At 49.1% G+C, this 23,748-nt stretch carries 21 protein-coding genes; 20 read left to right on the plus strand and 1 reads right to left on the minus strand.

Annotated elements, in window-relative coordinates:
* The first annotated feature begins 206 nt into the window (after positions 1-206).
* The 13 genes from urtA to Q4563_RS11700 all read left to right on the plus strand — a co-directional run bounded on the left by urtA (position 207) and on the right by Q4563_RS11700 (position 16,245).
* A complete protein-coding gene (gene urtA, locus Q4563_RS11640) occupies positions 207-1,397 on the plus strand; it encodes an urea ABC transporter substrate-binding protein (protein WP_215977284.1) in 1,191 nt (396 codons plus the stop codon).
* An 89-nt stretch (positions 1,398-1,486) separates the two neighbouring features.
* Positions 1,487-2,413, plus strand: a complete 927-nt coding sequence (gene urtB / locus Q4563_RS11645; RefSeq protein ID WP_215977254.1) for an urea ABC transporter permease subunit UrtB — start codon at positions 1,487-1,489, stop codon at positions 2,411-2,413.
* Positions 2,414-2,425: 12 nt separating this feature from the next.
* Entirely contained in the window at positions 2,426-3,574 is a 1,149-nt protein-coding gene (gene urtC, locus Q4563_RS11650; protein ID WP_215977253.1) for an urea ABC transporter permease subunit UrtC, read from the plus strand.
* Positions 3,561-4,310 carry an urea ABC transporter ATP-binding protein UrtD gene (urtD, locus tag Q4563_RS11655; RefSeq protein WP_215977252.1) on the plus strand — a complete coding sequence of 250 codons (750 nt, stop codon included), beginning with the start codon at positions 3,561-3,563 and terminating at the stop codon, positions 4,308-4,310. The genes urtC and urtD overlap by 14 nt, the downstream gene beginning before the upstream one ends.
* A gap of 10 nt (positions 4,311-4,320) precedes the next feature.
* The gene (gene urtE / locus Q4563_RS11660) at positions 4,321-5,010 is read left to right on the plus strand and encodes an urea ABC transporter ATP-binding subunit UrtE (RefSeq protein WP_215977251.1); all 690 of its coding nucleotides are present in this window, start codon (positions 4,321-4,323) and stop codon (positions 5,008-5,010) included.
* Positions 5,011-5,028: 18 nt separating this feature from the next.
* Positions 5,029-6,072, plus strand: coding sequence for an aliphatic amidase (locus Q4563_RS11665; RefSeq protein ID WP_303604608.1), 1,044 nt, complete (start codon positions 5,029-5,031; stop codon positions 6,070-6,072).
* Between the two features lie 110 nt (positions 6,073-6,182).
* Positions 6,183-7,250: an AAA family ATPase gene (locus Q4563_RS11670; RefSeq protein ID WP_303604609.1), complete on the plus strand. Its 1,068-nt coding sequence runs from the start codon at positions 6,183-6,185 to the stop codon at positions 7,248-7,250.
* Between the two features lie 577 nt (positions 7,251-7,827).
* Positions 7,828-8,835: a formamidase gene (locus Q4563_RS11675; RefSeq protein WP_303604610.1), complete on the plus strand. Its 1,008-nt coding sequence runs from the start codon at positions 7,828-7,830 to the stop codon at positions 8,833-8,835.
* A 157-nt stretch (positions 8,836-8,992) separates the two neighbouring features.
* A complete protein-coding gene (gene fmdA / locus Q4563_RS11680) occupies positions 8,993-10,228 on the plus strand; it encodes a formamidase (RefSeq protein WP_303604611.1) in 1,236 nt (411 codons plus the stop codon).
* Positions 10,229-10,231: 3 nt separating this feature from the next.
* Entirely contained in the window at positions 10,232-10,603 is a 372-nt protein-coding gene (locus Q4563_RS11685; protein WP_215977245.1) for a zinc ribbon domain-containing protein, read from the plus strand.
* Between the two features lie 939 nt (positions 10,604-11,542).
* The gene (locus Q4563_RS11690) at positions 11,543-12,802 is read left to right on the plus strand and encodes an MHYT domain-containing protein (protein ID WP_303604612.1); all 1,260 of its coding nucleotides are present in this window, start codon (positions 11,543-11,545) and stop codon (positions 12,800-12,802) included.
* A gap of 576 nt (positions 12,803-13,378) precedes the next feature.
* A complete protein-coding gene (rhlB, locus tag Q4563_RS11695) occupies positions 13,379-14,647 on the plus strand; it encodes an ATP-dependent RNA helicase RhlB (protein ID WP_303604651.1) in 1,269 nt (422 codons plus the stop codon).
* Between the two features lie 221 nt (positions 14,648-14,868).
* A complete protein-coding gene (locus tag Q4563_RS11700) occupies positions 14,869-16,245 on the plus strand; it encodes an AmpG family muropeptide MFS transporter (RefSeq protein ID WP_303604613.1) in 1,377 nt (458 codons plus the stop codon).
* Here Q4563_RS11700 and Q4563_RS11705 read toward each other — a convergent pair.
* Positions 16,224-16,529 carry an MGMT family protein gene (locus Q4563_RS11705; protein ID WP_303604614.1) on the minus strand — a complete coding sequence of 102 codons (306 nt, stop codon included), beginning with the start codon at positions 16,527-16,529 and terminating at the stop codon, positions 16,224-16,226. The two genes, Q4563_RS11700 and Q4563_RS11705, sit on opposite strands and share 22 nt — an antisense overlap.
* Positions 16,530-16,629: 100 nt before the next feature.
* Here Q4563_RS11705 and Q4563_RS11710 point away from each other — a divergent pair, with 100 nt between their 5' ends.
* The 7 genes from Q4563_RS11710 (at position 16,630) to Q4563_RS11740 (ending at position 23,733) form a co-directional block, all read left to right on the plus strand.
* A complete protein-coding gene (locus Q4563_RS11710) occupies positions 16,630-17,628 on the plus strand; it encodes a DUF481 domain-containing protein (protein WP_215977241.1) in 999 nt (332 codons plus the stop codon).
* Positions 17,629-17,630: 2 nt separating this feature from the next.
* A complete protein-coding gene (locus Q4563_RS11715) occupies positions 17,631-18,095 on the plus strand; it encodes an FxsA family protein (RefSeq protein ID WP_303604615.1) in 465 nt (154 codons plus the stop codon).
* Positions 18,096-18,360: 265 nt separating this feature from the next.
* Positions 18,361-18,651: a co-chaperone GroES gene (groES, locus tag Q4563_RS11720; protein WP_215977239.1), complete on the plus strand. Its 291-nt coding sequence runs from the start codon at positions 18,361-18,363 to the stop codon at positions 18,649-18,651.
* Positions 18,652-18,702: 51 nt separating this feature from the next.
* A complete protein-coding gene (groL, locus tag Q4563_RS11725; protein ID WP_215977238.1) occupies positions 18,703-20,352 on the plus strand; it encodes a chaperonin GroEL in 1,650 nt (549 codons plus the stop codon).
* Between the two features lie 271 nt (positions 20,353-20,623).
* The gene (gene sodB, locus Q4563_RS11730; protein WP_215977237.1) at positions 20,624-21,205 is read left to right on the plus strand and encodes a superoxide dismutase [Fe]; all 582 of its coding nucleotides are present in this window, start codon (positions 20,624-20,626) and stop codon (positions 21,203-21,205) included.
* Positions 21,206-21,381: 176 nt separating this feature from the next.
* Positions 21,382-22,137: a hypothetical protein gene (locus Q4563_RS11735; protein WP_303604616.1), complete on the plus strand. Its 756-nt coding sequence runs from the start codon at positions 21,382-21,384 to the stop codon at positions 22,135-22,137.
* A gap of 75 nt (positions 22,138-22,212) precedes the next feature.
* Positions 22,213-23,733: a fumarate hydratase gene (locus tag Q4563_RS11740; protein WP_215977235.1), complete on the plus strand. Its 1,521-nt coding sequence runs from the start codon at positions 22,213-22,215 to the stop codon at positions 23,731-23,733.
* Positions 23,734-23,748: the final 15 nt, after the last annotated feature.

Consider the following 23,748-nt stretch of genomic DNA (forward strand, 5'->3'; position numbering starts at 1 on the left):
GTTAATGGCTGAATGCGTCAAATGACGTACCTCTATGGTGTGTTTAGCGAATTGGCCAAAAGCCTTGTTTTTCTGACAATAGCAGGGCAGGCATACGATGTCTTAAAAACTGGCAAACCACATCATGAGGAAAGATCATGGCTAACACGATCAATAAACACCCAGCGGGTTCTAGGAGTAAGCTTCCCGGGTTGGTGAAATCATTAATGGGCGCGGCAGCCTTTGCCTCTATGGCGTTGACTGCTCCGGCTTCTTTGGCTGAAGTTAACACAACTGACCTAGCGGTAACTGAAGATACGGTTAAAGTGGGTATTCTTCACTCAGTGACCGGCACCATGGCTATCAGTGAAACAGGTTCTGTGCAAGCAGAAAAGCTGGCTATTGAGCAAATCAATGCCATGGGCGGTGTGTTGGGTCGCAAGATCGAATATGTTCAGGAAGATGGCGCTAGTGACTGGCCAACGTTTGCAGAAAAGTCGCGTAAGCTTTTGCTTAACGACAAAGTAGCTGCAGTTTTCGGTTGCTGGACCTCAGCCTCTCGAAAAGCGGTACTGCCCGTATTTGAGCAATATAACGGTATGCTTTATTACCCAACTTTCTATGAGGGTCTAGAGCAGTCACCTAATGTAATTTATACCGGCCAAGAAGCCACTCAGCAAATTCTTGCAGGTATTGATTGGGTTGTAAAAGAGAAGAAGGCTAAAACCTTCTATCTGTTAGGGTCGGACTACATTTGGCCTCGTACCTCTAACAAAATTGCTCGCAAGCACATCGAGAAACTGGGCTTGAAAGTTGTGGGTGAAGATTACTACCCGCTAGGCCATACGCAGTTCAACTCGATTATCAACAAGTTCAAGTTGAAAAAGCCTGACGTTATCTTTGCTTCAGTAGTGGGTGGATCTAATGTTGCTTTCTATAAGCAATTGAAAGCCGCTGGCATCGACATGACTAAAGAGAAGCCTCTGGTTCTGACCATTTCGGTTACTGAAGATGAAATCTTGGGTATCGGTGGTGAAAACATTGATGGTGCTTATGCGTCAATGAAGTACTTCCAGAGTCTTACCAACGACAACAACCAAGCATTTGTTAAGGCATTTAAAGAGCGTTGGGGTGACGACATCGTAATCGGTGATGTAACTCAAGCGGCTTATTTAGGTCCTTGGTTGTGGAAAGCTGCTGTTGAAGCCGCAGGTTCATTCGATGTGGATAAAGTTCGCGCTGCCTCACCAGGTATTGAGTTGACGACTGCACCAGAAGGTTATGTGAAAGTTCACCCTAACCATCACTTGTGGTCTAAAACCCGAATCGGTAATGCAAAAACTGACGGTCAGTACGAGATTGTGTACGAAACCCCAGAATTGATCGAACCAGATCCATTCCCCGCCGGTTATCAATAAGTAAGTCTGGAGCCCGTATAACGGGCTCCTTTGATTCCTAAGTATTAAAAGTTATTGAAGTTTCCGATTTTCAGCACGAGGATTGAGCGATGTTCGCCGATTATTCCACTTCTGAATTAATGTCAATTTTTGCCATGCAAGGTTTTGCCGGGTTAATACTTTTCTCGGTATTTGTTTTGATGGCATTGGGTTTGGCTATTATCTTTGGCCAAATGGGCGTTATCAATATGGCACACGGCGAGTTTATGATTCTCGGCGCGTATGTTACTTATCTCACATCAAATGTATTTTCTGAATACATGCCAAGCATGTTTGGTTCTTACTTTTTTATTGCCATGATATTGGCCTTTATAGCGGCAGGTGCACTCGGGATGTTTGTCGAGTGGGCACTGATCCGACATTTATACAAGCGCCCACTAGACACCTTGTTGGCTACCTGGGGCTTAAGTTTGATTTTACAGCAAATTTATCGATCGGTATTTGGTGCACGTGAAGTGGGTGTCACCTTGCCAGATTGGTTAATGGGCTCTTTCCAGCTATCGGAAATTGTAGAAGTGCCAATTAATGGTATTTTTGTAATGACTTTGGCTATTGGTATATCCCTTGCGGTTGCCGCCCTAATGTATAAGTCTCGTTGGGGTATTCAAGTTCGATCAGTCGTGCAAAACCGTCCTATGGCAGGTGCTGTAGGTATTAATACCTCAAAAGTAGACCGCCTAACCTTTGGTTTAGGTTGCGGTATTGCAGGTGTTGCCGGTAGTGCATTCACCATGATTGGATCTACTGGGCCAACTTCTGGCCAGCTTTATATTGTTGATACCTTCCTTGTGGTTGTATTCGGTGGTGCAGCGAGCCTATTAGGTACCATTGCTTCTGCTTTCACAATTTCGCAAGCCCAATCGACCATGGAATTCTTTTTAAGTGGTTCTATGGCCAAAGTTCTGACGTTGTTGTTCGTAGTGGTGATTTTGATGCTGCGCCCTCAAGGTTTGTTTTCACTTAAAGTGCGTCGCTAGGAGGAAGGTTCTATGTCATATGCAGGATTTAAAACACTGTTTCCTAAAAGTGACCTGATTGGCTTTGCGGTACTCGCCTTTATATTGGTAGTAGTACTTCCATTGGGTGTGGATATATTTAGATTAAATCTAATCGGTAAATATCTAACCTATGCTTTTGTGGCTGTGGGCTTGGTACTTTGCTGGGGTTCTGGCGGTATCTTAAGTTTAGGTCAAGGTGTTTTCTTTGGCGTGGGTGGTTACGCGATGGCGATGTTCCTAAAGTTGGAAGCATCGTCTCCAGAAAACACGGCCATTCAATCCACGCCTGGTATTCCAGACTTTATGGACTGGAACCAGATTACGGAACTACCTTGGTTTTGGCAGCCGTTCCATAGCCTAACCTTTACCGTGTTAGCCATTATTATTGTGCCTTCGATATTTGCATACATCATCGGTGTGGCGATGTTTAAGCGTCGGGTGGGTGGAGTGTACTTCGCCATTATTACCCAAGCCGTAGCCGCTATCATGACTATTCTGGTAATTGGTCAGCAAGGTTATACCGGTGGCGTTAACGGTATTACTGATTTGCGTACATTGCATGGTTGGGATATACGAACCGACGAAGCGAAATATGTATTTTATTTCCTCTGTGTGTTCTTGTTGTTTGTGTGTCTGGCTGTTGCCCAGTTTGTACGTAAAAGTAAGCTAGGTAGGCTCTTGGTGGCAATGCGTGAAATGGAAGATCGGGTTCGCTTCTCTGGTTACGATGTTTCCAATTTCAAAATCTTCGTGTTTTGCCTGGGTTCCGCCTTTGCGGCCATTGGTGGCGCCATGTTTACTCTGCAAGTTGGCTTTATGTCACCGACCTTGGTGGGCATTGTTCCCTCTATTGAGATGGTTATTTTCTGTGCCGTCGGCGGTCGTCTCTCCATACTGGGGGCGGTTTATGGTGCCTTAGTGGTTAACTGGGCCAAGACTACTTTGTCAGAGAGCTTTCCCGAGTTGTGGTTGTTTGCCATGGGGGCTTTGTTTATTGCCGTAGTTATGGCATTCCCCAATGGTTTGGCTGGTTTGTACAGTAAATACTGTGAACCATTCATTAAAAAGAAATACAACTCTATTCGTGCTAATCGAAAAGGTGATGTAGTCGCTAAGGGGGCCACTCATGAGCAGCAGTAATACTGATTTTGTACTCGCCGTAGAAGGATTGACAGTCTCATTTGATGGCTTTAAAGCGGTTAATGATCTGAGTTTCTACGTCGATAAGAATGAAATTCGAGTCATCGTGGGGCCGAATGGTGCTGGTAAAACGACAGTTCTGGATTTGATCTGCGGGCGTACCAAATCGACTGAAGGCTCAATAAAATTTCGCAATCGCGAACTCACTAAGATGAAGGAACATCAAATTGTTAGAGCTGGTGTGGGAAGAAAATTCCAAACGCCTTCAATTTATGGTGATTTATCGGTTTTTGAAAATTTAGAGATTTCATTTCCTCGAGGCCGTTCGGTTTTTGGTGCGCTGGTTTTTAAGCGTGACGCCGAAGTATTAAATCGTGTTGATGAAGTGGCCGATATGATCTTTTTGAAAGATCTTCTGCATACCCGGGCCGATCTTCTCAGTCATGGGCAAAAGCAATGGCTTGAAATTGGCATGTTGCTGATCCAAGACCCTGAGCTTCTTATGCTAGATGAGCCTGTTGCAGGTATGTCGGTTGCAGAACGAAGAAAAACGGCAGAGCTGTTGCGACGGATTACTAAAGATCGATCTGTTATCGTTATTGAGCATGATATGCAGTTTGTTGCTGAAATTGCCGATAAGGTCACTGTTTTGCATCAAGGAAAAATTCTGGCGGAAGGTACGGCAGAGGATGTGAAAAAAGACGAAAAAGTGATCGAAGTTTACCTGGGCCATTGAGGAATATATCATGTTAAGTGTTTCTAATTATCACGTCAGCTATGGTCAAAGTGAAATCATACATGGGATGAACTTTGACGTTAAACCCAACGAGATTGTCGCCATTATGGGGCGCAACGGAATGGGTAAAACAACTTTGATGAAATCTTTGATGGGGGTTATTCCGAGTAAGTCAGGTGAAATTACTCTGGGAGGTAAAGATGTCTCCAATATGCAGAGTTACCAGCGCGTAGGTGCAGGGTTTGGCTTTGTTCCTCAAGGGCGAATGATTTTCTCTAGCATGACTGTTAAGGAAAATATTGAAACTGGGCTTACTACAACTAAAGCCCGAACCGTACCTAAAGATCTTTATGATCTATTCCCGGTATTGTTAGAAATGCGTAATCGCCGAGGCGGTAACCTATCCGGTGGTCAACAACAACAGTTGGCTATTGCCCGTGCCTTAGCAAGTGATCCAAAATTATTATTACTGGATGAGCCCACCGAAGGTATTCAGCCTTCCATTATTCGGGACATGGCCAGAACATTAAAAGAGATTCGCGATCAACGAGGTCTTTCGATTGTTGTGTCAGAGCAGGTGTTAAGTTTTGCTCTTGATATAGCCGACAGAATTCTAGTGATTGAGAAGGGAGAAATTGTTCATGAAGAACTTCGCGAAAATGTAGATGAAGCAAAAATTGCTTCATATTTATCAGTTTAAAATTTCGAGAGGTTAAATATGCGTCACGGTGATATATCGAGCTCCCCAGATACGGTTGGAGTGGCTGTCGTGAATTACAAAATGCCTAGGCTGCACACTAAAGCCGAGGTGCTGGAAAATGCCCGTAAAATCGCCGATATGATTATCGGTATGAAAAAAGGGTTGCCTGGTATGGATTTGGTGGTTTTCCCTGAATACAGCACCATGGGTATTATGTATGACACTGACGAAATGATGGCCACTGCGGCGACTATTCCTGGTGCGGAAACAGAAATATTCTCTGCAGCTTGTCGTGAGGCAAATACGTGGGGAGTGTTTTCACTTACGGGTGAACAACATGAAGAGCACCCCAATAAATCACCTTACAACACCTTAATCCTCATTAACAACAAAGGTGAAGTTGTTCAAAAATACCGCAAGTGTATTCCTTGGTGCCCAATTGAAGGTTGGTACCCTGGTGATCGAACTTATGTCACCGAAGGCCCTAAGGGTATGAAAATTAGCCTGATTATTTGTGATGACGGCAACTATCCTGAGATTTGGCGCGACTGCGCAATGCGCGGTGCTGAGCTCATCGTTCGCTGTCAGGGCTATATGTACCCGGCTAAAGAGCAGCAAGTAATGATGTCCAAGTCTATGGCGTGGGCTAATAATTGCTATGTGGCAGTGGCCAATGCCAGCGGTTTTGATGGGGTTTATTCGTATTTTGGACACTCTGCGATTATCGGATTTGATGGCCGAACCTTAGGCGAGTGTGGTGAGGAAGATATGGGCATTCAGTACGCTCAGTTATCTGTATCCCAAATCCGTGATGCTCGAAAAAATGATCAATCTCAAAACCATTTGTTCAAACTATTACATCGCGGATATAGCGGTGTTCATGCTTCTGGTGATGGTGATAAAGGCATTGCTGATTGTCCTTTTGAATTTTATCGTTCTTGGGTTATGGACGCGGAAAAAACTCGTGATTCAGTCGAAGCGTTTACCCGCTCCACTGTAGGTGTCGCCGACTGTCCTGTCGCTGACTTGCCCGTGGAGGAGAAGTCGAAAACAGTTGACTAAAAGTTGAGTTAGCAGTGATTTAGGCTCAGCACCTTAGTTGTGGTTCGCCATAATGGCGGGCCATGGCAGGTGCCGCGGCGATTGCAGGGCGAACAGAGTGTGGATGGAACGTGGTTTTTATAAACGAAGTGCTCGAGCAAAATCGAAAAAAACTAGAAGCCGACAAAGCGTCGGTTACTCCCAAGGTTAAGGCGGCCGCTACAATCCGCAGTCGGTTTGTTTTTGACCTGGAACATGCCCATAGGCTGTTGAATGAGCGTTTAAAGGGGCAGCCAGAGGTGGTCGAGCAATTGTTAGATGCCTTGGCGTTTATCAAGGTCGATATTGCTGACAGTCAACGCCCTTTGTGGAATGCGTTGTTGCTTGGTCCGACCGGGGTAGGTAAAACGCAGTCAGCGAAATTACTGGCCCAAATTCTGACCGGCAATGAAGATAACCTTTGTCGCATTGATATGAATACATTGTCGCAGTCGCATTACAGTGCGGCTATTACCGGTGCACCGCCCGGTTATGTGGGCAGCAAAGAAGGTGTTAGCTTATTTGATGAAGCGCTGATTGAGGGCGATTTAGCCCGACCCGGGGTGGTGTTATTCGACGAGATTGAAAAGGCTAGCGATGAGGTTCGCATGGCTTTGCTCAGTATATTGGAAGATGGGCACCTTACTTTAACCGGTTCAGGCAAGAGTATTAACTTCCGCAATTGCGTTATTTTAATGACATCTAACCTGGGGGCGCGCCTGTGGGAGGGTACGCAGATGGGGCGTTTAGGTAAGGCGCTCGGTGTGCAGCGCAGCCGGCAACAACGAGCATTGCAGACGATTACGCAAAGCTTTTCTCCCGAGTTTTACAATCGCATTGACCGGGTCATGATGTTTGACTCGCTTTCGAGCGAAGCGGCGCACGATATCTTGATGTTGGAGCTCAATCAGCTAAATCGGAGGTTGGCGCGGAAAAACTGCAGTCTGATACTGAGCACTGAAGTGTGTAGCCATTTGGTTAAAATGGGCTTTACCGCTCGCTACGGTGCCCGTTCGGTGCGACGCTTGGTGCGAGATAGCATTGAGGTACCCTTGGCACGCTTTCTGGTGGATCATGCTAATGAGTTAAATGAGGCCTCCTTGCTCAACTTAAATGGCGTGTGGGCACAAGGTAAGGTGCAGTTTACCTGCCAAAGCTAATGGGTTAGCTGACAAAATTTTATTACCGTTTTTCGCCGGTTTCCTTTATGGGGCCGGCTTTTTTATTTGTGTTGATTGGGCTTCGCCGCTGATTGTGGGGCAGGGCGTCAAGTAGCGTGGCTGGTGGCTTGACGACATTGTGTTTATTGTCGTTAAAACCATACACCACGGTGATCGTGTATTGGCCCATACCCTGATCTATTTTGGCTCACTGGCGGCAAGCTCACCTGTTTTGGACCATAGCTCGCAGGGTTAACAACTCTCCATTGGATTTACCCTCAATCCTTCTAAAGCGAAGCCGTGGCCACGGATTGGGCAGCGGCTGGTCTAAGGTGCTAGGCAATTCAATGTTGCTGAGTAATGGCCCTTGCAGTGCCGCTAAGAATGGTCAGCACCAATTAATACTCATATTTCCTTTCGTACTTTGCTTTGTTGCTACCCTTTTGCTGCTTCCCTTCCCAGTTGCACCGAGTTTGCAAACCTACGTCATTTAACGAATATGCGCAATGTTATAACATTGCAATACTGGCGTTGTATCTGCAGGTAACCCATTAAACATTCATTCTGGAGTTTTAGTATGGCTAGTACAGGTAGCGTCAGCGCTTGGGATGAAGCGCTTTTAACCGCAATGATTCAATACCCCGTTCCGGTAATTAAAGGTCCCGAAGATATTCAAGTTCAGGTGGATCAAATTTGTACGGCTCTGGCATCGACAAAAGCCGGTTACCCTGATCTTGATTTGATCGTATTTCCGGAATATTCCACGCAAGGTTTAAATACGGCTATTTGGACCTATGATGAAATGCTGTTGACCATCGACAGTCCCGAAATTGATCAATTTCGTAAGGCCTGCGTCGACAATGACGTATGGGCCGTTTTCTCCCTAATGGAGAAAAATGAGGATCCGTCTAAACCGCCCTATAACACCGCTATTATCGTCAACAATGAGGGCGAAATTGCACTGCACTATCGCAAGCTGCAGCCTTGGGTGCCGATTGAGCCATGGTCGCCGGGCAATTACGGCATGCCAGTGTGTGACGGACCTAAAGGTTCCAAGCTCGCCGTTTGTATCTGTCACGATGGTATGTTCCCAGAGCTGGCTCGCGAAGCCGCTTATAAAGGTGCCAATGTTTATATTCGCATTTCCGGTTACTCGACTCAGGTAAACGATCAGTGGATCTGGACTAACCGTACCAATGCTTGGCAAAACCTGATGTACACAATCTCGGTTAACTTGGCCGGTTACGACGGTGTGTTTTACTACTTCGGTGAGGGCACGGTGTGCAACTATGATGGCAATGTTGTGCAGCAAGGTCACAGAAACCCTTGGGAAATCGTGACGGCGGAGCTTTTCCCGAGATTGGTGGACAAGGCTCGGGAGAACTGGGCGCTGGAAAATAACATCTTTAATCTTGGCTGTCGGGCTTACGTAGGCCAGCCGGGCGGCAGCAGAGACAATTACCTGACGTGGGTTAAGGATCTTGCCGAAGGTAAATATAAGCTGCCCTGGGATGACAAAATTAAAGTTCGCGATGGTTGGAAGTACTATCCCGACGGCGTAAAGCTGGGGCCGATGCCAAAATAGGCGCTCGACTTTTCATTTAGTGCCGCATTGGCGACCACCTGCCTACGTTATTTGACGTAGGCAGGTGGTGCTATTAACGAATGGTCGTTCCTTTTGGTTTCATCGATACTGCAGTCGTTATTAAACAGTTCAAGATGATTCCCCAGGAGTTACCGACATGACAGAAACCATTGTAAAAATCGATATAAGTAAGACGCCCTATGAAAACGATATGATCCACAATCGTTGGCACCCCGATATCCCTATGGTTGCCACGGTTAAGCCTGGCGATGATTTTATTATGGAGTGCTACGACTGGACCGGTGGTCAGATTGAAAACAATGACAGCGCCGACGACGTACGCGATGTTGATTTAACCCAGGTTCACTTTTTATCTGGCCCTGTGGGTGTAGAGGGTGCTGAACCGGGTGACCTTCTGGTGGTTGATATCCTTGACATTGGCGCTTTTAAAGAAAGCCAGTGGGGATTTAATGGTTTTTTCTCTAAACAAAACGGCGGTGGTTTCTTAACCGAACATTTCCCAGAAGCACAAAAATCGGTCTGGGATTTTAATGGTATGTTCACCAAGTCTCGTCATATCCCAGGGGTTGAGTTTGCAGGCCTTATCCACCCAGGTTTGATTGGCTGCCTACCATCGAAAGATATGCTGAATGAATGGAATACCCGGGAAAAAGGGTTGTACGAGACCGAGCCTGATCGTGTTCCTGCATTGGCGACTTTACCTTATGCTGAAACCGCACACATGGGCCGCATGGCACCTGATGAGGCTAAAGAAGCTGCCAACGAAGGGGCGCGTACCGTTCCTCCTCGTGAGCACGGCGGTAACTGTGATATTAAAGACTTATCACGCGGCTCGAAGATCTATTTTCCTGTGTATGTCGATGGCGGCGGTTTGAGCGTCGGCGATTTACACTTTAGTCAAGGCGATGGCGAAATTACCTTCTGTGGTGCTATTGAGATGGCTGGCTGGATTCACCTGCGTGTTAGCCTAGTGAAGCAGGGTATGTCTAAATATGGCATCAAGAACCCGATCTTTAAGCCAAGCCCAATGACTCCGAAATACGATGACTACATTATCTTCGAAGGCATTTCGGTTGATGAATATGGTGAACAGCATTATCTGGATGTTCATGTTGCTTATCGTCAGGCTTGTCTGAATGCAATTGAGTACCTAACTAAGTTCGGTTACAGCAAGGCGCAGAGTTACGCCATTCTCGGTTGTGCGCCGGTGCAGGGACACATTAGTGGTGTGGTGGATATACCGAATGCTTGTGCCACCTTGTGGTTGCCAAATGATATTTTCGCGTTTGATATCAACCCGACAGCTGATGGGCCTACCATTCAGGTAGACAACACCGCTGTGGATATTCCTAAGTCGCCTGATAAGGAGTAACCCATGCCTGTTTATGATTATCGTTGCCAAGAGCATGGCGTGTTTAGCGGCTTAGCTACTATGGAGAAAAGCTCTGAGCCCTCTAATTGCCCTGTGTGTGGTGAGGCTTCGGCTAGGGTGATTATGATGTCACCGGAGCTGTTTAAAATGGCTCCGAGTAACAAAAAAGCCCACGAGCGCAATGAGCAATCAAGGGATGCTCCAGCGTTTTCAACGCCCGAGTCCCGCGCTGAAAAACGCGCTAGGCATAAGCATGAACATGGCAGTGGTTGTGGCTGTGGCTCGGATGCGCCCATTCGCGGTTCCAAGGCCGTTTACATGCCGGATGGTAGCAAGGTGTTTCCGTCAGCCCGGCCTTGGATGATTAGCCACTGACGTCTTTATTCAAGTTTAATCTCTGTTCGTTTGTTTGAGTTTCGGGAGGCATTGCCTCCCTTTTTTTTGCCTCAAGGTATTATGATTATTCGCGCTAACAGTCTTTGAGTCATTTATCTGGCTTTCATGCTTAGCCTTACGGCGCTCTCTAACACGCCACTGAGTTGGGGTTTTTAATGTAATAAAGAATTATCCAGTGATGACGCTGTTCAAAGTTTTGTAGATTGTTCGCAATAGTTGCGACTTCATAAGCTCTTCAATCGAGCTGTCAAAATTAAGCGCAATCATAGGCTTTTTAAGGGGCAGAATTCCCCCTCTTAGGCATACCAATAATAAAGGGCTGCAATCACAAGCCTCAATACTTTATGCAATTGATACCAAACACGGAGCATTCATAGTCAATACTCTATTTCAGGTTAGCCGCACAACCCTAGGCTTTATAAGAAGTGGCAACGGATTTACGAGCCTTTTTTTGATTCACTTGTGAGGATGCGGGTGAATAATCTTTGTTCAGTAAGTCGAAAATCGACAAGCTCAAGATGCCTAGTTGCTTTTGCGCAATGTCATAATTTACAGAGGCTCTAGGGTGGAGTAATCGTCAATGGGCAACTCATACTAGTAGTCACCGCCGGTTTCAAATTCGTCAATTGCAGTGCCTCCGCTGATCTTATCTAGATATTCGCCTTCTGCGCCTGAATTGTTACCGCTAACAATTCAGACGGGGGATTATTTAAAAAAGCAAAGCTCGTCTCGAGCCCTGAATTTCTTCATTCGACTATATAAGAAACTCTAAAGGGTGAGCTCCATGGGATTGTTGGTCATAATATTAGATTACACATGTAAACATATATTTACATATATTTATCTGGCTGATGCATCCATGTTGATTTTGGCGACGTAAAATCCGCCACAGTTCAAAAACATCAGAGGTAAGTCCGCATGACAGGTAGTTACAACCTGACGCTTGTATTCGCTTCATACTGCGTGGCGGTCATCGCCGCTTATACAGCCATTTACTTTGGCACACGGCTGTTCACGTTGCAGGGCAGTGCCCGCAAGTTTTGGCTAGGCACCGGTGCTGTTTGTTTAGGGACTGGCATTTGGTCAATGCACTTTGTCGGTATGAGCGCTTACACCATGCCCGGCAATATGACTATGAGTTTCAGCTTACCCTTGACCATTGTTTCATGGTTGCCTGCGGTGGCGGCCTCAGCGCTGGCACTGTTAGTCATTACTCGTGTGAAAATTGCCAAGCGTGGCATTGCCGCCAGCGCGGTTATTATGGGCGCGGGTATTTCGGCTATGCACTACGGCGGTATGTTCGCCATGCGCATGGAGCCCGCCATTGTATATGACACTGTGATCGTGGCAATTTCGGTGCTGATTGCGGTGGTTGCCTCGGGTGCGGCTTTGGTGATCTGCAGGCAGGTAAGGGTTGTGCCAGCCCGTTACGCGCTAGTGGTTAAAGCGGTGGCAGCTTTGGTGATGGGTGCGGCAATATGTGGGATGCACTACACCGGTATGGCGGCGGCTACTTACCCGATGGATGGTGCCATGGCGGCCGATAATCGCCTGAGTGGTGACTGGATGGGTATCCCGACGGCTATTGTGGCTGGTGGGTTTTTGTTGTTGGCTCTGGTGATTGCTTATCAGGATTTCCGCCAAGCGGAACGTGAGCGACAGCATGATATTAAGCAGGCGAAACAAGTTCACCTCGATGCATTTCATGATCCGGTAACGGGGTTAGGTAATCGTAGTGATATCGAACGTAAGCTGATGGGCTTATTGGCTGGAAGTGAAAAGCAGCGAGCTTTTTCTGTGATATGTGTTGATATTTCCGATTTCAGAGAGCGAGCTGCGGATTTGGGCGATACAGCTACCGATGCCTTTTTACGTGAACTGTCGTCTTTATTGGTTACAGAATGGCAAAATGCGAAAATGGTAGGGCGGTTAACTGCCAGTAGCTTTATTGCCCTTATGCCAGAAATTGACAAATCCCAGGAGGCTAAAGTCGCTCAGCGCTTAAAGATCGCGCTGCAGGGCTCGCGCAAGGTTAGCGACTTTGGTACTTTTATGGTGGGGCTTAGCCACTACCCGACGTCGGCCACCAACAGCCGCTTATTAATTCGCGAAGCGCAGCGCCCTAAATACAGTCTGCGCTTCCAGGGCGCTTCGTCACCGATTGCACAGCCTGCTTAATGATTGGAGCAAGGTGAGCCTAGATGTTGGTATGTGCCGAGTAACTGGTTGCTCGGCAATCCCAATGTAGCGTATTGCGAGATAAAGGGTAGTATTAGGGGCGGCCCATTCGGTTGTTACGAAAACTATCCAATTTATGCCAGAAGGCCCGTGGCCAGTCGCGATGAGCGGAGACTCAACCAGAGCAATCGTGTATACTCCGCGCACATTTTAATCAACGGGTGTACGATTTTGATCTCAAAGCTGTTCAGGAAGGTTGTCGGTAGCGAAAAGGCTCCAGCGGCTAAAACCGAAACCAAAGAAAACTCCGGTAGCCGTGGCGATACTCAGCGCCCCAATAAGCAAGGGGGCAACAAGCGCCGTAAGCCAGCTGCCCCTCAAGCCGGCCATTCGCCTGATAAACAGTCTGCTGACAAGTCGAAACCCAGAGGCGATGGTGACTCCAAACCCAAGGCACAGGGCAAGTCCGATCAGAAGCCATCGCAGCGTAAATCGAAGCCCAAACCAAAGCCCAAGCCCAAGCAAAACACCTCTCCCGCAAAGCCTTGGGATATTTCGCAGTTTCCGGTGCCGGAAATGGAAGGCAAAACCCGCTTTCACGATTTAAACCTGGAAACTGGGTTGATGCACGCCATTGCCGATGAGGGGTTTGAGTACTGCTCCCCCATCCAGGCCCAATCCTTGCCGCACGCGTTGCAGGGCAAAGATGTGGTCGGTAAAGCGCAAACTGGTACGGGTAAAACGGCTGCCTTCCTCACTGCCATTATTGATGATTTGCTCAAGCACGGTCTCGACGACGAGCGCTATGCCGGTGAAGCCCGCGCCCTGATTATTGCCCCAACTCGCGAGCTGGTAATGCAAATTGCCGATGACGCAAAAGGCTTGTGCAAACACACTGATTTGCAAATTCATACCTTAGTTGGTGGAATGGATTACACCAAACAGCAAAATCGTCTGCACAATACCTTGGTGGATATTTTGGTGGCTACCCCGGGCCGCTTGCTCGATTTTTGTCGTAATAAAGATGTGTATCTCGACCAGCTTGAGATTATGGTCATTGATGAAGCCGACCGTATGTTGGATATGGGCTTTATTCCACAAGTTCGACAAATTGTGCGGCAAACGCCGCGTCGCGAAGACCGCCAAACCTTATTTTTCTCGGCTACCTTTACCGATGAAGTACATCGTTTGGTTGATCAGTGGACAGAAAATCCGATTACTATTGAGATCGAGCCCGAAAGCGTTGCCACCGATACGGTTTCCCAGCACGTGTATCTCGCCTCTACCGATGAAAAGTACACTTTGCTTTATAACCTGATTCAAGACGCGGAAGTCGAAAGCATGATTGTTTTTGCCAATCGCCGCGACGAGTGTCGTAAGTTACAAGATCAGTTGCGCCGCCACGGCATTAAGGTAGGCTTGCTGTCCGGTGAAATCGCTCAAAATAAACGTGTTTCTACCTTGAATGCCTTTAAAGATGGCAGCTTGAAAGTATTGGTGGCAACCGATGTGGCCGGCCGGGGTATTCATATTGATGGCATTAGTCATGTGGTGAATTTTACCTTACCTGAAGAACCTGAAGATTACGTACACCGAATCGGTCGTACCGGTCGCGCGGGTAAAACCGGTACCTCCATCAGCTTTGCCTGTGAGGACGACGCTTTTCGCTTAATGCCTATCCAAGATTTGTTGGGTAGTGAGCTTAGGTGTGAACAACCGCCTCAAGAGTTGCTGTTAGAGACCCCTCCGATGGCACCGGCAGAGAAAAAAGAGTACCGCAGCCAGGGGCAAAATAATCGCCGCGGCCCAGGGCGAAGCAGAAGTCGAGGGCCTCGCCGCTCTTAATCGCCCCTAATTTGGCTTGCTTTGTAATTCGATAAGACCGCTGTTTGGCAGTGGTCTTTATTCGTTCTGGAGTGACTGGTCGTTGATCAAATTCCTCGCTTTCATGTGTTTTACGCCCATTACTTAAGCTTTTCTCATTCGACCTCGATGGGCCCCGTGCGGGCTTGCGGCTTTTCTGATACCTTTGTCTTTTTACTCGCGGTCGCCAACAGGCTTTAACTATGAGTCCAGTTCCTTCTCAAGCGTCTACCCATTCGTGGTTGCAAGCGCTCGATAACTACCGCGATTGGCGTTTGCTCTATATATTCTTGCTGGGCTGTTCCTCGGGCTTCCCTTTTGTTCTTATCGGTTCGAATTTAAGTGGCTGGTTGACCGATACGGGCATTTCACGCTCACAAGTTGGATTGCTGGGCGTGGTGTTTGTGGTCTACGCCATTAACTTTCTCTGGGCACCTTTGGTTGACCGGGTACGCTTGCCAATCGTCTGTCGACTATTAGGCCATAGACGCGGCTGGATCTTTACCTTGCAAGGGCTTATGTTGTTGGCCACTATTGGGCTTGCTCAAACTAATCCGGTGGACAATCTTCAACTGTTAGCGGTGTTTGCATTAGTGATCGCCAGTTGTGCCGCTACCCACGATATCGCCATTGATGCCTACCGGATTGAAATCATTGGTAAAGACTCCCGCCGGGTTCCCGCCGCTTCGGCCATGAGTATTATTGGCTGGTGGACCGGCTATTCTCTGCCCGGTTACCTCGCCTTTGCCAATGCCGAGTCTGTTGGCTGGGCAGGGGTCTACTCTTGGATGGCGGTGATTGTTGGGCTGCTTATGCTGTTCACCCTAATCGTGCGCGAGCCCAAGACCGATCGCCAGGCGCTGCAGAATGCGGCTGAGCTGCGCTATGCGGGTATGTTAAATGCACGCGATAATGACAACCCTTGGTCGCGGGCGATGGTTTGGCTCAGTGTGACCATCGTTGAGCCATTTGCCGACTTCTTTCGGCGCAATGGCTGGCAGCTAGCCGCGGCCATTTTATTGTTTGTTTTCTTATTTAAGATCGGTGAGGCATTTTTGGGTCGTATGTCCATTGTGTTCTATCGAGAGGTGGGGTTTAGCAATGAACAGATTGCCAATTACTCAAAATTGGTGGGCTGGGGGCTGACGATTATCTTCACGCTAGTTGGCAGCACCATCAATATTCGTTACGGTATTGTCCGGGGTTTGTTTATTGGCGGTGTCGCCATGGCCGCGAGCAATTTAATGTTCGCTTGGATTGCCTTAGTGGGTCCCAAAGAGTGGCTATTTTTAGCCACCATTGTGGTGGATAATTTCTGTGCGGCCTTCTCAACGGTGGCCTTTGTGTCGCTACTGACCTGGCTAACCGGTAGGGCTTTTTCTGGGGCCCAGTACGCACTTTTGGCTTCGCTTGGGAACCTGGGGCGAACCTCAATGTCTTCGGGCAGTGGCTATTTAGTTGATGCGCTGGGTGGCAACTGGGCGTTCTTTTTTGTTCTGACGGCGCTGATGGTGATTCCCGGTTTAGTGTTGCTTGTTTTTATTGGCCGCAAAATGACTCAAGGCGACTCAAACAGATGATTAAGAGATACCTTATTACCGCGAAAAACAACGCCCTCGGCCTCAAGGCGACGGCGCTGCTCTGCTCCGGCTTCGTTGGGCAAGGCAATACGCCCGCCGGCGGCAACCACCCGGTGCCAAGGGAGCGAGCTGTGCTCCGGCAGTGTTCGTAGCACAGCCCCTGCCCAGCGCGCGGCACCTGGTCGGCCGGCCAAGTGCGCTAATTGGCCGTAGGTCACGACCGAGCCCGCTGGTATAAGCATCAAAGCAGTGTAAAGGGCGGTATTAAAATTTGATTCGGGCACGGACTTGCTCCACAACCTATTAAAATGAAAGCCAGTGTAACCGACTATGCAAAACACACGAAGACAACAATGGATAACAAAGCTTGGGCTCGGGGCAGCAATGTTATTGCTCTGCAGTGCGGGCCATGCCGGAATGGTAAAGCTGTACAATGGCGATCAGCTAGAAGGCGACTTTGTCCGTCTCGATGGCGACAAGCTGGTGTGGAGTTCGAAAAACTTTGGTGAAGTGAAAATTTCACGTACTAATATCCAGAATTTAAACACTACTATGCCAATGAAAATCAGTGGCAGTGATACACCTTGCTTAATCGATGGCATGAAGCAAGAGCACTTATTTTACAGCTGTGGAGGTGATCCCCAACAGCGCAGCGCCCCCTTGGCCGCGCTCGATATCATGTTGCCCTTTGAGAGCCATATTGACGGTGAATATACCTTTAATGGCAAGTTCAGTCTGTCGGGCTTTTTTGCTAAAGGTAATGATGTTCGGCGCGATATTAAGGTAAAAACTCAGGCCGAGTATCGCCGCAGTGAATTTCGTCACAATGCGTTACTGGAGTATGCCAGTTACTCGTCAGACCGACAGGCACCGGATGAGGTTTGGTCGGGCCGTTATTCGCTCGATTGGTTTTTCCGCGAGCGTTGGTTCTGGACCAATGACTTAACCTTAGGGGCTGATGAGGCGCGGGCTATCGCTGAATATTATTCACTGGGTAGCGGTACCGGTTATCAGTTTTGGGAAAATACGCAAACGGCCTTCGCGCTGACAGCGGGGTTCACCTATCTGAATGAGCGTTATGAAATTCCAGATGTGCCTGCCGATGACTTTGAGGTTGAAAACGAGCGTGTTGCCACCCGGCTGGGAACGGACTTTCGCTATAAATTACCGCTCGGTATCGCTTTTTTTCACAACAATTCCTTGGTTAGCTCATTGGAGGATGATCAAGATTGGCGCTTAAGCAGCAACACCGGGCTGAGCACGATGATCGCCGGTGAACTCTATTCCGAACTCAAGGTCGACTACAGTGTGGATAACCTGCCTCAGCAGGACACAAAACGTGAAGACACCCGCCTGATGGTCGGGGTCAGTTATGAGTGGTAACTATGCCTTTTGTTCTATTGTTGTTTATTGGTGTTCCCCTGGTAGAAATCGCCCTATTTATACAAGTAGGGGATGAGCTGGGAGTGCTGCCTACCGTGGCTTTGGTGGTGATAACCGCCGTGCTGGGGGTTGGCTTGTTGCGCTGGCAAGGGTTCGAGACCATGACTCGTGCCCGCAGTCGCATGGAGGCGGGTGAGATGCCTGCGCGGGAAATGGCCGAGGGCTTTATGCTGTTGGTGGCTGGAGTGTTGTTAATGACCCCGGGCTTTTTCACCGATACAGTGGGCTTTTTACTGCTGGTGCCCTGGTTGCGTTACGCACTTTTTCAGTGGGTAGCCCCACGTTTTGTGGTGCGCACACAGAGCCCGTTTTCCGGCCCCAATGCGGGTAGCCATCAAACGTTTGAAGGTGAGTTTTACCACCCTGACGAACCCGTGCAAGAGAAGCCCCGGCTGGATAAAAAATAGCCAATATCGCGCATCTCTGTCAAAAAGTTCGCTTTTAGGCAAAATATCAAATTTTTTTGCCTTCCTGCCATTGAAAAGCCTAGGTTCATCCCCAATTTGTTCAGCAGACCGGTTGTCTGGGGTGGGCCATATTAAATGATCTCGCCCGCGGATAACCTTGAGTATTTTTGCCACTGCCCTATGGGGTGGTGGCAGAATCCCGACCTTCGGGTTTTTCAACAATGTGCTAAGCATTTTAAATTTTGCTAGTGGGAGATGACAGTCCATGAAAATTCGTCCGTTACACGATCGCGTTGTGGTACGCCGCAAGGAAGAAGAGGAAAAAACTGCAGGCGGTATCGTACTGCCAGGTTCGGCCAAGGAAAAACCAAACCAAGGTGAAGTTGTTGCCGTAGGCAATGGCCGCGTGCTCGACAATGGTGAGGTTCGCGCGGTAGACGTGCAAGTGGGTGACACGATTGTATTTGGTAAATACGCAGGCAGCGACACCATCGAAATCGAAGGTGAAGAGCTGGTTATCCTGAGCGAAACCGACATTAAAGCGGTATTGGCGTAATACCCCAACCCCAATTGAGTAACTGAAAGAAATACTGGAAGGATTAGAACTATGTCTGCGAAAGAAGTGAAATTTGGCGATAGCGCCCGTCAGCGCATGGTAGCCGGTGTAAATATCCTGGCTGATGCCGTTAAAGCCACCTTAGGGCCCAAGGGCCGCAATGTGGTACTGGAAAAATCTTTTGGCGCGCCTACCGTGACCAAAGATGGTGTGTCTGTGGCTAAAGAAATTAGCCTGGAAGACAAGTTTGAGAACATGGGCGCGCAAATGGTGAAAGAGGTTGCCTCCAAAGCCTCTGACGACGCCGGTGACGGCACTACCACTGCGACCGTATTAGCCCAAGCCATTGTCAACGAAGGCCTGAAGTCTGTTGCCGCCGGCATGAACCCTATGGATCTGAAGCGCGGTATCGATAAAGCTGTAACCGCTGCTGTAGAACATATTAAATCTATTGCTCAGCCTTGTGATACACCCAAAGCGATTGCTCAGGTAGGCACTATCTCAGCGAACAGTGACTCACACATCGGTGACATCATTGCCGACGCTATGGCGAAAGTGGGTAAAGAAGGTGTTATTACTGTTGAGGAAGGCACCAGCCTTGAGAACGAGCTGGACGTGGTAGAAGGCATGCAGTTCGATCGCGGTTACTTATCGCCTTACTTTATTACTAACCAAGATAACATGATGGTTGAACAGGACGATCCGTTCATCCTATTGGTTGATAAGAAAATCTCTAATATTCGCGAGCTGCTGCCAACGCTGGAAGCTGTTGCCAAAGCAGGTAAGCCTCTGGTGATTGTGGCCGAAGATGTTGAGGGCGAAGCCCTGGCGACTCTGGTTGTGAACAACATGCGCGGCATCGTTAAAGTGTCTGCTTGTAAAGCGCCTGGTTTCGGCGATCGCCGTAAAGCCATGTTGCAAGACATCGCCGTATTGACCGGTGGTACCGTGATCAGCGAAGAAGTAGGCTTGGATCTGGAGAACATCACTCTGGAGCACCTGGGTACTGCTAAGCGCGTGACCATGAGCAAAGAGAACACCACCATCGTTGATGGTGCGGGTGTGGCCGCTGAAATCGAATCTCGTGTTGCGCAAATTCGCACTCAAATCGAAGAAACCTCTTCTGATTACGATCGCGAAAAACTGCAAGAGCGTGTGGCGAAATTGGCCGGCGGTGTTGCGGTGATTAAAGTGGGCGCTGCCACTGAAATGGAAATGAAAGAGAAAAAAGCACGCGTTGAAGATGCCTTACACGCAACCCGTGCCGCGGTAGAAGAGGGCGTTGTCCCTGGTGGTGGTACCGCACTGTTGCGCGCCGTTGCCGCGATTGCGGAGTTAACTGGCGACAACGAAGAGCAAGATGCCGGTATCGGTATTGCGCGTCGCGCCATGGAGGCACCACTGCGTCAAATCGTAGCCAACGCTGGTGAAGAAGCCTCTGTGGTTGCCGAAGCTGTGCGCAAAGGTGAAGGCAACTTCGGCTTTAACGCAGCCTCTGGCGAATACGGCGACATGCTGGAGATGGGTATTCTGGATCCGGCCAAAGTAACCCGCACCGCGCTGCAAGCGGCAGGTTCGGTTGCCGGTCTGATGATCACTACCGAGGCAATGGTGGCAGATAAGCCAGAAGATAAAGGCGCACCGGCCGCACCGGATATGGGCGGCATGGGCGGAATGGGTGGCATGGGCGGCATGATGTAAGCCCAGCCACTTAAAAAGGCACCTACCTCGGTAGGTGCCTTTGTTTTATCCAGGGGTGAATCTATTGCATAGTGTTCACCGCCTACAGGCGCTATACTTTAGCGCTCCAGATAAAAAGTATCGGCGGTGATTTGCCGTTGATGACAATATTATCCTGCCCGGGCCGGTGTCTGGCTTGGCTAAAAATAGGGTACTGCGACACCAAGTACATCGATAAAGTACTGTGATTAAGCATCTGATTTAAGTCCCGTGATCTTAAGGAGAACTAAATATGGCTTTTGAATTACCTGCGCTGCCTTACGCAAAAGACGCTCTGGCTCCTCACATCTCAGAAGAGACCATCGAGTTTCACTATGGCAAGCACCACAAAACTTACGTTGATAAATTAAACGCTGCGGTACCTGGTACCGAGTTTGAAGGTAAAACTCTGGAAGAAGTGGTAAAAACCTCCTCTGGTGGTGTGTTCAACAACGCCGCCCAAATCTGGAACCACACTTTCTACTGGAACTGCCTGAGCCCCAACGGCGGTGGCGCCGCCACTGGTGATGTGGCGGCTGCTATCGACGCCGCATTCGGCTCTTTTGACAAGTTCAAAGAAGAGTTTACCGCCTCTGCCATTGGCAACTTTGGTTCTGGTTGGACTTGGTTGGTGAAAAAAGCCGACGGTTCGGTTGCCATCGTAAACACTGGTAACGCTGAAACCCCGTTGACTGATGATTCCGTTACGCCACTTCTGACTGTGGATGTATGGGAGCACGCCTACTACATCGATTACCGCAACGCTCGTCCTAAGTACATGGATGCGTTCTGGGCACTGGTTAATTGGGAGTTTGTTAACCAGAACTTCGCTTAAGTCTACTTAGCTAAGTTGCAAAAACGCCGGGCATTGCCCGGCGTTTTTGTATCTGCCTTGCTAGCGGCCTGCAACCAAACCCTTAACCTCTTTCTAAGCTGTGCACATCCCTTCTTTTTTGTGGTCATACCTGTTATAACCAGTGCCCAGAGAGAAATGATTTGAAAAGGTAGTTTATGGAACGCAAAGAACCCACGTTGTCCGGCATTGTTGCCGAGCGGGATGATCATCACGAGCCGGCGCCGGGTGGGGCCTCCCAGACGCATGCCGAGACTGAGCCACAAGTTATTCGCGAGAGCTCCGGGCCGGGTGTGGTGGCGGTCTTGGCGTTGCTGTTGGCCTTCGCCGGAATCGGTGGCGGCGGATACTTGGCGTATTTGTTGACCGAGTCGCAAAAAAGTTTAGTAGCAGCGGAAAATCGAATAACCGATCTGGAAGCTCGTCTGGATTTAAATTCAGATCAATCCAGCGAAACCGTCGATGCCATACGCGATAAACTGGATTGGGCAGATTCTGAGATCCGTAAGCTCTGGGGTGTTTCGCACGATAAAAATCGCAAGCAAATTCAGGCCAATAAAGAAGCCATAGCAGCAAACAAGCGCAGCGTGAGTGGTGCTGAAAAAGACGCCGCCAGTGCCAGAGCGGCGTCCGCAAGTCTCAAGCGCGATCTTGAAGGCAAGCTGGCGGGTCTAGAAAGCCAATTGGCCGATGCACAAAAAGCCATGCAAACCCTATCTTCCAGTGCCGACCAGATTGAAAGCCTCAGCATCGACGTGCAGCGCGTCACCCAACAAATGCCGGGCTTGCGTGGCTTGGCGACACGTGTCAAAACCAACGAAGAGGCCATTAACGCCATCGATGCTTACCGCCGCAGCATCAACCGCGATATTTTGCAGCTGAAGCAGCAGCTCGGTGGATCGGCGGGCCAATAGTGAGAGTGTGGCGGGCAAAGCTCGCCGCATTGGTGTAAAATTCGCGGCAAAATCCAAAGACTCAGAGATTTTGCTATGACCACCGTGATTAAAGAAGCCGATTTTATCGAGAGCGTCGCCGACGCCTTGCAGTTTATTTCTTACTACCATCCCGTTGATTTTATTCAGGCAGTGAATGAAGCCTATGAGCGCGAGGCCAATCCGGCCGCCAAAGACGCCATGGCTCAAATTTTGATCAACTCTCGCATGTGCGCCATGGGGCATCGCCCAATTTGCCAGGATACCGGCATCGTCACGGTCTTTGTCACCGTGGGAATGGATGTGCAGTGGGATACTACCCAGAGCTTGACCGATATGGTCAACGAGGGTGTACGCCGCGCCTACAACAACCCAGATAACGTACTGCGCGCATCCATTTTGGAAGACCCCGATGGAGCCCGCAAAAACACCGGCGATAACACCCCTGCGGTCATTCACTACAACATCGTGCCCGGCAGTGAGGTGGATGTGCATGTGGCTGCGAAAGGTGGCGGTAGTGAGGCGAAAACCAAGTTTGCCATGCTCAACCCGTCGGATTCGGTCGTGGATTGGGTGCTGGAAATGGTGCCTAAAATGGGGGCTGGATGGTGTCCGCCGGGTATGCTCGGCATTGGCATTGGCGGTACGGCAGAAAAAGCCATGTTGCTGGCCAAAGAGGCGCTGCTGGAACCTGTCGATATTCAAGACCTGCAGCAAAAAGGCGCTGATAATCGCAGCGAAGAGTTGCGCTTGGAACTGTTCGATAAGGTGAATCGCTTAGGGATCGGGGCTCAGGGTTTGGGCGGTTTAACCACGGTGCTGGATGTTAAGGTTAAGGATTATCCTACCCACGCGGCCAACAAAGCTGTGGCGATTATTCCTAACTGCGCGGCGACTCGTCACGCTCATTTCACCTTGACCGGTCAAGGCCCTGCGCTACAAACGCCCCCTTCGCTGGAAGATTGGCCGGAGATTAGCTGGGAAGTATCGGATACCGTGCGTCGGGTGAACCTCGATAGCGTAACTGCCGACGACGTCAAAGAGTGGCAACCCGGAGATACGATACTATTGTCAGGCAAAATGTTGACCGGTCGCGATGCCGCCCACAAAAAAATGATCGATTTATTGGCCAAGGGCGAAGAGCTCCCAGTCGATATGACCGGCCGCTTTATCTATTACGTGGGCCCGGTAGACCCGGTGCGCGATGAAGTGGTGGGGCCTGCAGGGCCGACCACAGCAACCCGCATGGATAAATTCACCCGCACTATGCTGGAAGAAACCGGCCTGCTGGGAATGATTGGTAAAGCCGAGCGCGGCCCTATCGCTATTGAAGCGATACGAGACAATCAGTCGGTTTACTTGATGGCTGTGGGCGGTGCGGCTTACTTGGTCGCTCAAGCGATTAAATCCGCGAAAGTGCTGGGTTTCCCGGAGTTGGGGATGGAAGCCATTTACGAGTTTGATGTGAAAGACATGCCTGTGACCGTCGCTGTAGATAGCAAAGGCGAGTCCGTGCATAAAACCGGCCCCGAGATTTGGCGGGCCAAAATTGAAGAGGGCGTGGTAACAGTCGCTTAACAGCGATTTAACGGT

The organism is Gilvimarinus sp. 1_MG-2023 (assembly GCF_030548285.1).

What these genes read in the sequence shown, in the direction of transcription:
- groL (WP_215977238.1), top strand. Translation starts at nt 18,703, where the DNA reads ATGTCTGCGAAAGAAGTGAAATTTGGCGATAGCGCCCGTCAGCGCATG.
- Q4563_RS11700 (WP_303604613.1), top strand. Translation starts at nt 14,869, where the DNA reads ATGAGTCCAGTTCCTTCTCAAGCGTCTACCCATTCGTGGTTGCAAGCG.
- urtC (WP_215977253.1), top strand. Translation starts at nt 2,426, where the DNA reads ATGTCATATGCAGGATTTAAAACACTGTTTCCTAAAAGTGACCTGATT.
- Q4563_RS11685 (WP_215977245.1), top strand. Translation starts at nt 10,232, where the DNA reads ATGCCTGTTTATGATTATCGTTGCCAAGAGCATGGCGTGTTTAGCGGC.
- Q4563_RS11710 (WP_215977241.1), top strand. Translation starts at nt 16,630, where the DNA reads ATGTTATTGCTCTGCAGTGCGGGCCATGCCGGAATGGTAAAGCTGTAC.
- sodB (WP_215977237.1), top strand. Translation starts at nt 20,624, where the DNA reads ATGGCTTTTGAATTACCTGCGCTGCCTTACGCAAAAGACGCTCTGGCT.
- urtA (WP_215977284.1), top strand. Translation starts at nt 207, where the DNA reads ATGGGCGCGGCAGCCTTTGCCTCTATGGCGTTGACTGCTCCGGCTTCT.
- Q4563_RS11740 (WP_215977235.1), top strand. Translation starts at nt 22,213, where the DNA reads ATGACCACCGTGATTAAAGAAGCCGATTTTATCGAGAGCGTCGCCGAC.
- groES (WP_215977239.1), top strand. Translation starts at nt 18,361, where the DNA reads ATGAAAATTCGTCCGTTACACGATCGCGTTGTGGTACGCCGCAAGGAA.
- Q4563_RS11715 (WP_303604615.1), top strand. Translation starts at nt 17,631, where the DNA reads ATGCCTTTTGTTCTATTGTTGTTTATTGGTGTTCCCCTGGTAGAAATC.
- Q4563_RS11675 (WP_303604610.1), top strand. Translation starts at nt 7,828, where the DNA reads ATGGCTAGTACAGGTAGCGTCAGCGCTTGGGATGAAGCGCTTTTAACC.
- Q4563_RS11665 (WP_303604608.1), top strand. Translation starts at nt 5,029, where the DNA reads ATGCGTCACGGTGATATATCGAGCTCCCCAGATACGGTTGGAGTGGCT.
- urtB (WP_215977254.1), top strand. Translation starts at nt 1,487, where the DNA reads ATGTTCGCCGATTATTCCACTTCTGAATTAATGTCAATTTTTGCCATG.
- fmdA (WP_303604611.1), top strand. Translation starts at nt 8,993, where the DNA reads ATGACAGAAACCATTGTAAAAATCGATATAAGTAAGACGCCCTATGAA.
- Q4563_RS11690 (WP_303604612.1), top strand. Translation starts at nt 11,543, where the DNA reads ATGACAGGTAGTTACAACCTGACGCTTGTATTCGCTTCATACTGCGTG.
- Q4563_RS11735 (WP_303604616.1), top strand. Translation starts at nt 21,382, where the DNA reads ATGGAACGCAAAGAACCCACGTTGTCCGGCATTGTTGCCGAGCGGGAT.
- urtD (WP_215977252.1), top strand. Translation starts at nt 3,561, where the DNA reads ATGAGCAGCAGTAATACTGATTTTGTACTCGCCGTAGAAGGATTGACA.
- rhlB (WP_303604651.1), top strand. Translation starts at nt 13,379, where the DNA reads ATGGAAGGCAAAACCCGCTTTCACGATTTAAACCTGGAAACTGGGTTG.
- urtE (WP_215977251.1), top strand. Translation starts at nt 4,321, where the DNA reads ATGTTAAGTGTTTCTAATTATCACGTCAGCTATGGTCAAAGTGAAATC.